Here is an 11,864-nt window from a genome sequence, read left to right as displayed (position 1 = left end):
CCCCGGTGGGACGGCCCCTTCGTGATGCGAGGTGTCAGTCGTTGCCGCGCAGGATGGCGAGCATCCGCAGGATCTCGACGTACAGCCACACGACGGTGACCATGATGCCGAAGGCACCCATCCAGGCGAACTGGCGGGGAGCGCCGTTGCGCACGCCCTGCTGCACCTGGTCGAAGTCGAGCACCAGCGAGTACGCGGCCAGGATGACCACGACCACACCGAGGAGGACGCCCCACGGAATGCCGAAGAGCGGGCTCGGCATGCTGCGCGCGCCGAACATCATGTCCTCGGGGATGACGTTCGTGAGCATGAGCACGACGTTCAGCAGCGAGAAGATGAGGTAGCCGATCATCGCGATCATGAAGATCTTGGTGGCCTTCTTCGACGCGCGCACCTTGCCGCTGGCGAAGAGGGCCAGCGTGACGCCGACCACCGCGAGGGTGGCGAGGGTCGCCTGCATGACGATGCCGGGGAAGACGAACTCGAAGTACGCCGAGATGCCACCGACGAACAGGCCCTCGAAGGCCGCGTAGGCGAAGATCAGGCCGGGGCGGATCTTCTTGCGCGACGTGAAGATGACGACCATCGCCAGCACGAAGCCGCCGAGCGCGCCGATGATCCACGGCATCATCGTCGGGGCGCTGTTGGGCAGCGGCGACAGGGTCCACATCCAGCCGACGACGGCGGCGGCGACGAGGATGCCGAAGAGGCCGACCGTCTTGACGACGGTGTCCTCGACGGTCATGCGATCGGTTTCGACGGCCCCGGCGGACGGAGCGGCGTACATGCCCTCCATCTGAGCCTGGGCGGCGACGTCGACGCCCTGGTGCTGGGCGGCGGCGTACGAGGTAGCGGCGCCCGGAGCGGCGGGCGGCGTCAGACCGGGACGCTGCTCCTGGAACGCCGGGTTGGCGAATGCGGGGTTGTTGAGGGCCACGTGCTCTCACACTCCAAAGTCGGGATAGGTGACACAGCGCCGTGCTGTGTGTCTCCACAGTATCCGACACGCCCGTGGGGTGGTCTTGCATATCGCTGAGAGCGAGCATGGAACGTCGGATGCCCGGGCTGTGAGCGGCGCCCCGCGCGTAGCCTGAGCGGGTGCCCCGTCCCCGCCCGCTCGTCATCGGCCACCGCGGTGCGCCCGGCTACCGCCCCGAGCACAGCCGGTCCTCCTATGCGCTGGCCCTGGAACTCGGGGTGGATGCCGTCGAGCCCGACGTCGTGGTCAGCCGCGACGGCGTGCTCATCGTGCGGCACGAGAACGAGATCGGCGGCACCACCGACGTCGCCGACCGCCCGGAGTATGCCGCGCGACGCACCACGAAGAGCGTGGACGGTGAGAGGCTGACCGGCTGGTTCGCCGAGGACTTCACCGCCGAGGAGCTGACAGGCCTGCGCTGCCGCGAGCGTCTGCCGGCGCTGCGCCCGGCCAGCGCGAGCTTCGATGACACCCAGCCGGTGCTGACCCTGCGCGACGTGCTGGACCTCGTGCGTGCGGCATCCGAGGATCAGGGGCGCGAGATCGGCGTGGTGCTCGAAGTGAAGCACGCCACTTACATGTCGGCGCTCGGGTGGGACCTGGCCGAGCTCATCGCCGGCGAGCTGCAGGCGGCGGGGTGGGCGGAGGGCCGGCTGCCGCTGATCGTGGAGTCCTTCGAGCCCACTGCCCTCGCGCAGCTGCGCGCCACCGGCATCCGCGCGCGGTACGTGCTGTTGTTTGAGGCGACGGGGAGCCCTTTCGATCTGGTCGTGGCGTCGGGGCGTGCTGCGCCCACCTATCGGGACCTGTCCTCATCCGCGGGTTTGGAGGGGCTGAGGGGCGAGGTCGACGGCATCAGCGTCGACAAGCGGATGATCCTCGACCCCGACCGGCGCGATCGCCCGCCCGGGGCTCCCACGCTCGTCGCCGACGCGCGAAGCCGCGGGCTCACGGTGTTCACGTGGACGGCCCGACCCGAGAACGCCTTCCTCGCCCGGCGTCACCGCGGGCCGGGGGGCAAGGCCGCGTGGGGTGACTACGAGGCGGAGTGGCGCGAGCTGGTGGATGCCGGCGTCGACGGGGTGTTCGTGGACCACCCCGACCTGGGCGTGTCGGCGCTGCGCGATGACGGGGCGCAACGGCCGCTCCACTAGGGTCGGCCTTGTGACCAACCCGGGAATCACGGCGCGCGGCGTGCGCCGATCGTTCGGCGACGTGCACGCGGTGCGTGACGTGACGCTGCAGGCGCGGGCTGGGGCGGTGACGGGCCTGGTCGGGCCCAACGGCTCCGGCAAGACGACCCTCATGCTGATGCTGGCCTCGCTTCTCGCCCCCGACGCGGGCGAGGTGCGCATCGGCGGCGTCGATCCCATCTCCGATCCGGCCGCGGCCCGGCGCCTGCTCGGGTGGATGCCGGACGCCCTCGGGGCATGGCCGGCGCTCACCGCCCGGGAGACGATCGCGGTCACCGGTGAGCTGTACGACCTGCCGCGGGCGCAGGCGAAGGCGCGTGCGGCGGAGCTGCTGCGCGAGCTCGGGCTCGAGGACCTCGCCGATGCCCCCGCACGCGTGCTGTCGCGCGGGCAGAAGCAGAAGCTGGGGCTCGCCCGCGCTCTCGTGCACGACCCTCACGTGCTGCTGCTGGACGAGCCCGCATCGGGACTCGACCCCCAGGCCCGCATCGACCTGCGCGTGCTGCTGCGCCGCTTCGCCGCCGAGGGGCGCACCGTGCTGATCTCCAGCCACGTGCTCTCCGAGCTCGAGGAGGTCATCGACGACGCGGTGTTCCTCGTCGCCGGCGAGACGGTGACCGCCGACCGGGTGGCCGCCGCCGCTTCGCGGACGCGCACCTGGCGGGTGCGCCTGGCCGACCGCGACGGCATCGCCGCTGTGCTGCCGGTGGCCACCGCGCTGGGGCTCGACGCCGGCATCCTCCCGACCGATCGACGTGATGTGCTGGTCGGATTCGCTTCCGACGCGGATGCCGCGCGCGGGCTCGCCGCACTGGTCGCGGCAGGGCTCCCCGTAGCGGAGTTCTCCGCCGCCACGGGGATGCTCGAGCACACCTTCCTGGATCTGCGTGAGCAGCCGGGAACCCCGGGAGGAGCGGCATGAACGTCAGACGCATCCGGACGCTCGTGCGTCTCGAGCTCATCCAGCGCATGCGCTCGGTCGCCTGGTATGTGCTGCTGGGGGTGTTCGCCCTGCTGCTGATCGGCGTGACCGCGCTGTCCTTCCTCGCGTGGAGCGGCAGCGGCGACCGGGGTGCCGGCGTCTACTCGACCGTGGTGCTGGTCACCCTGCTGCTGACGCTGCTGGTCTCACCGACCCTCAGCGGCAACTCCATCAACGGCGACCGGGATGCCGCCACCCTCGCCCCGGTGCAGGTGACGCTCGCCACGACCGGCGAGATCCTCGTCGGCCGGTTCCTCGCCGCCTGGGCGACCGGGCTGGCGTTCGCCGTCGTCGCGGTGCCCTTCCTCGTGATCGCCACGCTCGCGGGCGGGGTGAACCCCGTGACGGTGCTCGTGTCGCTTCTCATCCTGGTGATCGAGATCGGCGTCGTCGCCGCCATCGGCACAGCGCTCAGCGGCATCCTCGCCCGACCGCTCTTCTCCGTGGCCACCACCTATCTCGTGGTGGCCGCGCTGGTCATCGGAACGCCCATCGCCGTGGCGCTGGTGTCGTTCAGCGTGCGCAGCGAGGTGGTCTCCTCCTATCGCGTGGTGGTGGACTACACCGACACCGGGGTGACCTGCAGCGACGACTGGGAGACGACCACCTACGAGATCCCCCGGCCCGACACCGTGTGGTGGCTGCTGGCGGCCAACCCGTTCGTCGTCCTCGCCGATGCGATCCCGTTGCAGTACGACCGCAACGGCTGGCCGCCCGACCTCTTCGGCGCCCTCAAGCTCGCGGTGCGCTCGATCCAGCAGCCGCCCGAGCTGGAACGCACGTACGACGAGTGCGCCCCGGCGGTGGGAGATGAGCAGACGAGCGGGCGGGACATGGTCGAGGGTACGGTGCCGAGCTGGTTCGTCGGGCTCGGCGTGCAGGTGGTGCTGGCCGGCGCGCTCATGGCGTGGGCGTACCGCCGCACCCGCACGCCCGCCCGCGCCCTGCCGCGCGGCACCCGCATCGCCTGACCGCCGCTCGCCGCGCCGCCGCCTCTCGCCGCGCCGCGGCCGCGCGCCGTCCCGCACGCGCCGGCGCACGCTGAAACTGCAACTGGCGGCCGAGACCGTGGGTGGTACCCATCGTCTCGGCCGCCAGATGTCGTCTCACCGCTCGGTGCGGTGAGGGCGGGTCAGACGCCGTTGGCCAGCAGCCAGCTCTCGCCGTTGACGTAGCTGTTGTTGACCTGCACCTCGAGGTGCAGGTGGGCGCCGAACGCGCGGCCGGTCTCGCCGACCTGACCGATGACCTGTCCGGCGGACACGCGGTCGCCGACCTGCACCGTGCGGGTGCCGTAGGTCATGTGGGCGTACAGCGACGTGACGCTCACGCCGTTGATGTTGTGGGCGATCTTGACGTAGACGCCCCAGCCGGGGCCGCTCTCCGACGACTCGATCACGACGCCGTCGGCGATCGACATGATGGGGGTGCCGGCGCCGACCATGTAGTCCACGCCGCGGTGCCCCGCATAGGGGGTGCCGAAGTTGTTGAAGAAGGGCAGCGGCCGCGTCACGCCGCTGGCGCCGACGACCGGCAGAGCGGACGAGACAGAGGCCAGGTTGCCGCCCGCGATCTGCGCGGCGAGCCGGGCGCGCTCGAGTTCGGCCTGGCGTGCGGCCTCCGCCGCCTTCGCGGCGGCGGCCGCCTCGATCTCCTGCGGTGTCGTGGCGGAGTAGGACGCGCGCTCGAAGGTCACGTCCTCCTCATCGGATGCCACGACCAGCGACTGTGTCGCCATCGGCTCGGCGGCTGTGGCCGCGGCGAGGTTCTCGGTCGCCGCGGTGGCGCCGGCCGAGATGGGCTGAGCGGCGATGGTCGTGTTCAGCGGAGCCAGCGCCATCGCGGGAAGAGCAACCGTGGTCGCCATGCTGAGGGCGATGGTGATCGCGAACGTCCCCTGCAGTGCGCGGCGACGGCCGGCAGGCTCTGCGAGCGAGGCGCGGGTGCTGGCGATCCGGGCGCGTACCGCCGTGAGCACCGTGCGTGCCGTCCACTGCGGATTCCGACGAGTGCGGACCTGCTGTGCCGCTGCGGCGAGACGAGAAGCGCGGCGGTTGGATGCTGAGGAGATGTGGGACTGGGACAAACGATTCCTCTGGGCTCGGGGGAGCCCTCGGGTCGGCGCCGTTCGGGTCGGCGCATGGTCGGGTTTCGGGTATTCCGCGTGATTGCGGGCGCGTGTTGAGTAACGATCTTGTCACGGTCAACCTGAACGGAGCCTTTGAGCTTGCATAGCGGGGCCTTGATCTGCAGTCAACCGGATGCGTCTGGTCCCGCAGGGGCGCATGCTGTGCGGGAGGAAAGGAGCACGACATGAGCTTGTCCATCCCCGATGGCGAGGGTCTCACCGACCCGCACACCGGACTCCCCATCCCCTTCATCGACGACGACCGTCCTGTGGACCCCGAGACCGGGCTGCCCGTTCCGGTGCCCGATGAGGAGCGGCCCGTGCCGCTCGACGACGACGGCGAGACCATCGCCGGCGCGGACGATTGAGGCGGCGGGTGCCCAGGAGGTGACGCACACCTCCTCACGAACCGCTCGTCGCCCCGCGCTGGTCGCGTCGCTGCGCACCGCAGGCGGCGAGGTCGTTGCGCTGTCACGCCTGCTGCTGGCGGCGAAGACCGCCGTCGCCGCCGCGGTCGCGTGGTATCTCGCGCCGTACGTCCCGTTCGCCGACGCGGAGTACTCGTACTACGCGCCGATGGGTGTGCTCGTGAGCATGTACCCGACAGTCGCCGACTCCGCCCGGGCCGGGATGCAAGCCCTCGGGGGACTCGCCCTCGGCATCCTGCTCGGCTTCGGCGCGCTGACCGCCCTGTACGCCGGGGCGCCCGGCCTGGTGGCCGTCGCCCTCGTGATCGGGGCGGGGGTCGCGCTGGGCGGCATCCGCCGACTCGGGGCCGGGCGCGACTGGATCGCGATCGCGGGCCTGTTCGTGCTGCTCCTGGGCGGACGGCATGCGGACGAGTTCTCGACCTCGTACATCGTCACGATCGCGTTCGGCGTGCTGGTCGGGGTCGTGGCCAACTACGTGCTGCTGCCACCGCTGTATCTGCGCGAGGCCGGGGCGCAGCTCTCGCAGCTGCGGTCACGCCTGGCAGGGGAGCTCGAGCGGATCGCCGACGAGGCGGACGCCGGCGGGCTGGATCCCGAGCGCCTCGGTCGTGATGCCGACGAGCTCGGCTCGCTGGCGGCGTCGGTCGCGGAGGGCGTGCGGGAAGCGGCCCGAAGCGCCCGGGCGAACCCGCGCGGTCGTCGACGCGTCGGCGAGCGCGAGGATGCCGAGCAGGCATGGGCGACGTTGGAGCGCGTGACGCTGCTCGTGCGGGAGGTGACCGAGGTGCTTGCCCAGCACCCGGGTATCGGGACCGACGCCGTCACGGGCCGCGCGCTCGCGGCCGCCCTGCGCGCCTGCGGCGGACTGCTCGCCGACGTGCCCGATGGGCCGGAGGCAGCGGCGGCTGCGACGTCGGCGGCATCCGCCGTGGGCAGCTACACGCACGCCGTCGCCGGCCGGTCGCCCTCCGACCCCACCCAGCCCGATCCCGCCGTCGCGGTGGCCGGTCATCTCAGCCGCATTGTGCAGCTGTGCCGGCCGACGGAGTCGGTGTCGGGCTGAGCGGTCGGGTCGTCGGGTGCTCTAGGCGTCGTCGGTGTCTTCACCCTCGGCCTGCGAAGGGTGGCCGGTGGCGCCCTCGTCCTGCGCGGCGTCGCTGGGGCGGTCCGGGTCGTCGCCTTCGGCCTGGCTGGGGTGTCCGGTCTCTTCGGTCATCGTGTCCTCCTTTTATCGGGATGGATGCCACGACCGTAGGCACGCGCCGCGGGGTCCGGGAAGGGATTGACGTGGCCGCGGAGCGGGAGTACCGCCGTCAGGAAGCGCCGACCCGGCGCGCGTGCGCGACCGCGGCAGCAGCCCCCTCCGCCCACGCCTCGCCGTGACCGGGGAGCACGGCGGCGGCGCCGGTCTCCGCCAGTGCGGCGAGGGAGGCCAGCGCGGCATCCGGATCGGCCGTCGCCGCGTTTGCCACGATCCGGGGGCCGGTGCGCCCGGTGTACGGATCGAGGGTGACCAGAGCATCTCCCGACAGCAGCATCCCTTGCTCCGGAAGGAACAGCACGCAATGGCCATCGGTGTGGCCGGGGGTGAAGACCGGGACCGGGTGGCCGGGTAGGTCCAGCGGGGTGCCCGGGATGATCGTCCCCGTCGCGTCGACGCCCCGGATGCCGAGCGCCCCCGCCGCAGCCATGCGGGAGATGACGGGGATCGCGCGCGGGTGGCGGAACGGGTAGACCCAGCGAGCGGCGGCATGGCGGTACCGGTAGGGATGCCGCGCGAGGCGACGGTCGCGCTCGTGCACGAGGTGGCGCACACCGTGATCGGTCGCGAGGCGACGGGACATGCCGACATGGTCGAAGTGGCCGTGGGTGAGCACGACGGCATCGATGTCGCCGGGGGTCGCGCCCAGGTCGGCGAGCAGCGCGACCAGGTCCCGCCACATCCCCGGAAGTCCGTCGTCGGTGTGGATGAGGTAGCAGTTCACGTGGGCGCGGCTGAGGCGATGGATGCCGGGAGCGACCTCCGCCCGGACCGGGGTGTGCGGCGACATGCGCCCAGGCTGGCCGGGGCCGGTGCGCGCGGGGAGAGGGTTGTCCTCGGGCCGGACGCGGTGCTAGCGACGCGCGGCGGCGATAGCGAGTCGACGGCGGGGCGTCAAGCGAATGCGGGTGCCGCCCGGTTCTTGCGATGCTGGGCGTCGCCACTCGCACCGACGGGAACCACGATGACCCTTCACGCCCCCGCTGAGCCGCACACCTCCGCCCGGCCCGCGGCACGCGGTCCGCTCAGCCGAGAGATCCTCGAGCTGCTGGCCGACGACGCCACATCCGCGGCCGGCGCCCCCGAGGCGGCCGCCGCAGCCCTCGCCCTCGCCGACGATGTCGTCCGCGACGATGACGTGCAGCTGTCGCTGTTTCTTCTCTCCTCCCTCCATTACGGGTCGCTGCCGGATCTTCCGGTCGCTCGCGAGTGGGACCTGGGCCTGCTCGCCGCTCGTCGGCTGCTGGAGGACGCGTTCGAGGCGCAGCTGCGCCGCGAGGTGCCGGTGCCGGCGCAGCCCGAGCCCACCGTCGACGCCGTCGCGCGGCTGCTGTTCTCCCTCACGGCACCCACGCCCGGTCCGAGCCTGGCAAGGTACGTGGCCAAGACGGCATCCGTCGCGCAGCTGCAGGAATTCCTCATGCACCGCAGCATCTACACTCTGCGCGAGGCCGACCCGCACTCGTGGGCGGTGCCGCGCCTGACCGGCCGCGCGAAGGCGGCGATGATGGAGATCCAGTTCGACGAGTACGGCAGCGGCGACCCCGACCGCGCCCACGCCGGCATCTTCGCCGCGACGATGCGCGGCGCCGGCCTCGACGACACGTACGGCGCGTACGTCGACGCGGTGCCGGCGGTCACTCTGGCGTCGCTGAACATGATGTCCATGTTCGGGCTGAACCGGCGCCTGCGTGGGGCCATCGTCGGGCACCTCGCGGCCTTCGAGATGACGTCGTCCATCCCCAACAAGCACTACGGCGACGGATTCCGGCGTGCCGGATTCGGTGAGGACGTCACGGCGTACTTCGACGAGCACGTCGAGGCGGACGCCGTGCACGAGCAGATCGCCGGACGCGACCTCGCCGGAGCGCTCGCCGAAGACGAACCCGACCTGCTGCCGGACATCCTCTTCGGCGCGGCGGCCTGCCTCACGGTCGACGGCTGGGCAGGCGATCACATCCTGCACGCCTGGCAGCAGGGGCGGAGCGCGCTGCGCGAGGAATGGCATGAGCGCCGGACAGCCACCGACTGAGGATCGGCTGCACGGCGAGTACGTGCTGCCGTTGCGGTGGAGCGATGACGCCGGACTTCGGGAGTTGACGGAATACCTCCTGCCACTGGCGTCCATGATCGACGTGACAGTCGTGGATGGGTCGGAGGTCGCCGTCTTCGAGGCCCACGCCCGCGCGTGGCCGTTCCTGCGCCATGTGCCCCCGGCCGTCTCGGGCGCCAACGGCAAGGCCTGCGGCGCAGTCACCGGTCTCGGCCTGGCCCGCCACGACAAGGTCGTGATCGCCGACGACGACGTGCGGTACGGCCGGGAGCAACTGGCCGAGGCGCTCGACCGACTCGACCGAGCCGAGCTCGTGCGTCCTCAGAACGTCTTCGTCCCCGCGCCGTGGCACGCGCGCTGGGACACGGGGCGCACCCTGCTCAACCGCGCCCTGGGCGGAGACTTCTGCGGCACGGTGGCCGTGCGCCGCAGTGTTCTGCCGCACGGCCGCTACGACACCGACGTGCTGTTCGAGAATCTGGAGTTGGAGCGCACCGTGCGCGCTGCCGGCGGCCGGGTCGACGTGGCATCCGATCTGTACGTTCCGCGTCGGCCGTCGAGCGTGAATCGCTTCTTCGAGCAGCGCGTGCGGCAGGCCTACGACGATTTCGCGCAGCCGGTGCGCCTCGTGCGGGAGCTGGCGCTGCTGCCGGCCCTCGCGCTGCTGGTCAGGGTGGGCGGCGCACGGGTGCTGGTGCCGGTGGCCCTTGTGGTCGTCGCGCTCGCCGAGGTGGGGCGCGTCCGTGGAGGCGGGCGGACGTGGTTCCGCAGGACCGACACCCTGTGGGCCGTCGCCTGGGCGGCGGAGCGCACCGTCACCGTCTGGATAGCGGCGGCGCTGCGACTGCGCGGCGGCGTCCGCTATCGCGACGCCCGTATTCTTCGCGCGGCCACACCGCTGCGCGCACTGAGGAGGACAGCATGACCGGCCGAGAGCCCACCATCACCCCCTATCCCGACGGGCCCCTGGTCGTCCGTGGAGACGTCGTCTTCCGTGATGAGGCGGGGGAGGAGATCCGTCAGCCGCGGCGCACGGTGGCGCTCTGCCGCTGCGGCGTGTCGGCGATCAAGCCGTGGTGCGACGGCACGCACAAGCTCATCGGGTTCACGACGTCGCCGGAGCCCGCCGATGCGGAGCGGTAGACGGCGCCCACCACCGCACCGGCGGTTTCCCAGGGCACTTTCGATAACCTGATCGGAATGTCTGTCTGGTGGGAACACGTCCGCTCTCTGCTGTCGCTGCGCGCCCACGAGCACGCCGCCCTCCCCGATCTGCGCGGACTCGAATCGACCCGCGCTCGGGTGGAGCGCACCCACTTCCTCGCGGATGACCACGAGCGCTCGCATGCCGGGGACCGCATGTACGTGCTGCGCCGCGAGCCCGGCAACCGTCGCGATGCCTCGGCGATCGCCGTCTACGCACGCGGGCGCGGCGTCGGATACGTCGCCGACGCGTATGCCGCCGACATCGCGCAGTTGCTCGACGACCTGGGCGGCGCCGCCGTGGTCAACGGCCTGGGCTCCACCGCGGGCAGCAGCAGGCTCTGGGTCGAACTGCCCGAAGAGCACGCGCTGCGCGACTTCGTCGGTTCCTACAGCGCCACCTGACGGCCAGACCAGAGGTCGTCCGATCAGCTGAGCATCCTGCTCGCGATCAGGTGCTCTCCTCGCCCATCTGCTGAGGGGCGTCGCGAAGGAATTCGCGGTACAGCGAGGCATGCATCAGTCGGCGCAGGGCGAGGATGACCGGCTCCATCAGCACGGTGCCGAGCACGATGTCCTGCACGACGGTGGCCAGGTCGCGCGTGCCGTCGCCCTCGACGGAGCCGACCTCGCGCTCGGCGATGACGCGGATCTGCGCCGCGTAGCGTCGCGCGGTCTCCGTGCTGAGCGGGCGGTCGGCGGCCTCGAGGCCGGCCAGCGCCGCGTCGAGTTGGGCGACGGCCGCGGCATCGGGGTCATAGGCGAGACCGATCGCGTCGAGCAGCGACGTCGCCCGTGAGGAAGGAGTCGGCGCCGCGACGTACGGGGGGAGTGCGGCCATCGCGTGACCGACCGCGGCGTATGGATCGGGTCCCGGGGTATCGACGACGTCGAGCACGGCTCGCACCTTGGCCAGCGGAAGACCGCCGACTTCGAGCAGGGAACGGATCAGGCGCAGGCGCTGGAGGTGGGTCTCGTCGTACGTCGCCTGGGTCGCGCTGGTGGCGTGGCCAGGCGGGAGGACGCCCTCGCGCAGATAGAACTTCACGGTCGCCAGGGGAACACGCGCCGCACGCGCCAACTCGGAGATCCGCATCGTGAGCACCTCTGTATCGAAGGAGTGAAGGAGGGGGGTTGACAGTTGGAGAGTATCACTATCCAATAATGGGGAGTTGAACTATCCAACCAAGGAGGGTGTCATGGACGCTGGAGCGAGCCTCACGGCAGGGATCGTCGTGCTGACCATCGTCACCATCGAGACCGGCGGCGTGCTCATGCTGCGGATCGTGCGGGGGCAGAAGCGGGCGAACGTCCTGCAGTCCACGTTCTTCCGTGCCGGGCACGCCCACGCCGGGGTGCTGGTCATCCTCGGTCTCGTGATGCTGCTGCTCAGCCAGGCCGCCGGTGTGGGCGAGCCCTGGGCGGGGGTCGGGCCGACCGGCGTGCTGGTCTCCGCGATCCTGATGCCGGCGGGGTTCTTCCTGTCCGTGCTCGGGACGGACCCGCAACGGCCAGGACGCGCCATCGCCCTGGTCTGGCTGGGAGCGGGCGTGCTCGCCGTGGGGCTGATCGCCACCGGCATCGGCCTGATCTCCGCCGCCGCGAGCGCTGCGGCGTGAGGTGCCGGCCGCGAC

Annotated in this window: 15 protein-coding genes; 10 read left to right on the top strand and 5 right to left on the bottom strand. The window is 71.6% G+C overall.

Annotated elements, in window-relative coordinates; all coding sequences use genetic code 11:
* Positions 1–34: 34 nt before the first annotated feature.
* Positions 35–937 (bottom strand): Bax inhibitor-1/YccA family protein, encoded by a 903-nt coding sequence (locus QNO26_RS12305; protein ID WP_257526379.1) that lies wholly within the window; start codon positions 935–937, stop codon positions 35–37.
* A gap of 161 nt (positions 938–1,098) precedes the next feature.
* Here QNO26_RS12305 and QNO26_RS12300 point away from each other — a divergent pair, with 161 nt between their 5' ends.
* Genes QNO26_RS12300 through QNO26_RS12290 form a run of 3 tightly spaced genes read left to right on the top strand, consistent with a single transcriptional unit; the run spans position 1,099 to position 4,125 of the window.
* A complete protein-coding gene (locus QNO26_RS12300; protein WP_257526381.1) occupies positions 1,099–2,133 on the top strand; it encodes a glycerophosphodiester phosphodiesterase family protein in 1,035 nt (344 codons plus the stop codon).
* Positions 2,134–2,143: 10 nt separating this feature from the next.
* A complete protein-coding gene (locus QNO26_RS12295; RefSeq protein ID WP_257526383.1) occupies positions 2,144–3,094 on the top strand; it encodes an ABC transporter ATP-binding protein in 951 nt (316 codons plus the stop codon).
* The gene (locus QNO26_RS12290) at positions 3,091–4,125 is read left to right on the top strand and encodes an ABC transporter permease (RefSeq protein ID WP_257526384.1); all 1,035 of its coding nucleotides are present in this window, start codon (positions 3,091–3,093) and stop codon (positions 4,123–4,125) included. Before QNO26_RS12295 ends, QNO26_RS12290 begins: the two co-directional genes overlap by 4 nt.
* 161 nt (positions 4,126–4,286) lie before the next feature.
* Here QNO26_RS12290 and QNO26_RS12285 read toward each other — a convergent pair whose 3' ends face one another.
* A complete protein-coding gene (locus QNO26_RS12285; protein WP_257526385.1) occupies positions 4,287–5,240 on the bottom strand; it encodes a M23 family metallopeptidase in 954 nt (317 codons plus the stop codon).
* Positions 5,241–5,467: 227 nt separating this feature from the next.
* Between QNO26_RS12285 and QNO26_RS12280 the strand changes: the two genes are divergently transcribed.
* Both QNO26_RS12280 and QNO26_RS12275 read left to right on the top strand, forming a co-directional pair.
* Positions 5,468–5,650 (top strand): hypothetical protein, encoded by a 183-nt coding sequence (locus QNO26_RS12280; RefSeq protein ID WP_257526386.1) that lies wholly within the window; start codon positions 5,468–5,470, stop codon positions 5,648–5,650.
* Between the two features lie 19 nt (positions 5,651–5,669).
* Positions 5,670–6,776 (top strand): aromatic acid exporter family protein, encoded by a 1,107-nt coding sequence (locus tag QNO26_RS12275; RefSeq protein ID WP_257526387.1) that lies wholly within the window; start codon positions 5,670–5,672, stop codon positions 6,774–6,776.
* 21 nt (positions 6,777–6,797) lie between these two features.
* Here the strand turns inward: QNO26_RS12275 and QNO26_RS12270 are convergent, their stop codons facing one another.
* Positions 6,798–6,929 carry a hypothetical protein gene (locus tag QNO26_RS12270; protein WP_257526388.1) on the bottom strand — a complete coding sequence of 44 codons (132 nt, stop codon included), beginning with the start codon at positions 6,927–6,929 and terminating at the stop codon, positions 6,798–6,800.
* 97 nt (positions 6,930–7,026) lie between these two features.
* Positions 7,027–7,764 (bottom strand): MBL fold metallo-hydrolase, encoded by a 738-nt coding sequence (locus tag QNO26_RS12265; RefSeq protein ID WP_257526389.1) that lies wholly within the window; start codon positions 7,762–7,764, stop codon positions 7,027–7,029.
* A 174-nt stretch (positions 7,765–7,938) separates the two neighbouring features.
* Between QNO26_RS12265 and QNO26_RS12260 the strand changes: the two genes are divergently transcribed.
* The 4 genes from QNO26_RS12260 to QNO26_RS12245 are packed head-to-tail and all read left to right on the top strand — an operon-like array spanning position 7,939 to position 10,635.
* Positions 7,939–9,006 (top strand): iron-containing redox enzyme family protein, encoded by a 1,068-nt coding sequence (locus QNO26_RS12260; protein WP_257526390.1) that lies wholly within the window; start codon positions 7,939–7,941, stop codon positions 9,004–9,006.
* Complete coding sequence (locus QNO26_RS12255) at positions 8,981–9,952, top strand: glycosyltransferase family 2 protein (protein WP_257526391.1); 972 nt, start codon at positions 8,981–8,983, stop codon at positions 9,950–9,952. The genes QNO26_RS12260 and QNO26_RS12255 overlap by 26 nt, the downstream gene beginning before the upstream one ends.
* On the top strand, positions 9,949–10,170 hold the full coding sequence (locus QNO26_RS12250; protein WP_257526392.1) for a CDGSH iron-sulfur domain-containing protein: 222 nt from the start codon (positions 9,949–9,951) through the stop codon (positions 10,168–10,170). Before QNO26_RS12255 ends, QNO26_RS12250 begins: the two co-directional genes overlap by 4 nt.
* A 57-nt stretch (positions 10,171–10,227) precedes the next feature.
* Positions 10,228–10,635, top strand: a complete 408-nt coding sequence (locus QNO26_RS12245) for an HIRAN domain-containing protein (protein WP_257526393.1) — start codon at positions 10,228–10,230, stop codon at positions 10,633–10,635.
* A gap of 46 nt (positions 10,636–10,681) precedes the next feature.
* Here QNO26_RS12245 and QNO26_RS12240 read toward each other — a convergent pair whose 3' ends face one another.
* Positions 10,682–11,326 (bottom strand): MerR family transcriptional regulator, encoded by a 645-nt coding sequence (locus QNO26_RS12240; protein ID WP_257526394.1) that lies wholly within the window; start codon positions 11,324–11,326, stop codon positions 10,682–10,684.
* Positions 11,327–11,429: 103 nt separating this feature from the next.
* Here QNO26_RS12240 and QNO26_RS12235 point away from each other — a divergent pair, with 103 nt between their 5' ends.
* The gene (locus QNO26_RS12235) at positions 11,430–11,849 is read left to right on the top strand and encodes a hypothetical protein (RefSeq protein WP_257526395.1); all 420 of its coding nucleotides are present in this window, start codon (positions 11,430–11,432) and stop codon (positions 11,847–11,849) included.
* The last annotated feature ends 15 nt before the right edge of the window (positions 11,850–11,864 follow it).

Origin of the sequence: Microbacterium sp. zg-Y1090 (assembly GCF_030246945.1) — a bacterium.
In the GTDB taxonomy this organism is placed as follows: domain Bacteria; phylum Actinomycetota; class Actinomycetes; order Actinomycetales; family Microbacteriaceae; genus Microbacterium; species Microbacterium wangruii.
Note: the sequence above shows the minus strand (reverse complement) of the source record. Positions and strands in the feature narration are given on the sequence as shown.

Bases quoted from the DNA above. Each gene is read 5' to 3' on its own strand.
- QNO26_RS12265 (WP_257526389.1), bottom strand. From the start codon at position 7,764: ATGTCGCCGCACACCCCGGTCCGGGCGGAGGTCGCTCCCGGCATCCAT.
- QNO26_RS12240 (WP_257526394.1), bottom strand. From the start codon at position 11,326: ATGCGGATCTCCGAGTTGGCGCGTGCGGCGCGTGTTCCCCTGGCGACC.
- QNO26_RS12290 (WP_257526384.1), top strand. From the start codon at position 3,091: ATGAACGTCAGACGCATCCGGACGCTCGTGCGTCTCGAGCTCATCCAG.
- QNO26_RS12260 (WP_257526390.1), top strand. From the start codon at position 7,939: ATGACCCTTCACGCCCCCGCTGAGCCGCACACCTCCGCCCGGCCCGCG.
- QNO26_RS12235 (WP_257526395.1), top strand. From the start codon at position 11,430: ATGGACGCTGGAGCGAGCCTCACGGCAGGGATCGTCGTGCTGACCATC.
- QNO26_RS12280 (WP_257526386.1), top strand. From the start codon at position 5,468: ATGAGCTTGTCCATCCCCGATGGCGAGGGTCTCACCGACCCGCACACC.
- QNO26_RS12250 (WP_257526392.1), top strand. From the start codon at position 9,949: ATGACCGGCCGAGAGCCCACCATCACCCCCTATCCCGACGGGCCCCTG.
- QNO26_RS12270 (WP_257526388.1), bottom strand. From the start codon at position 6,929: ATGACCGAAGAGACCGGACACCCCAGCCAGGCCGAAGGCGACGACCCG.
- QNO26_RS12245 (WP_257526393.1), top strand. From the start codon at position 10,228: ATGTCTGTCTGGTGGGAACACGTCCGCTCTCTGCTGTCGCTGCGCGCC.
- QNO26_RS12255 (WP_257526391.1), top strand. From the start codon at position 8,981: ATGAGCGCCGGACAGCCACCGACTGAGGATCGGCTGCACGGCGAGTAC.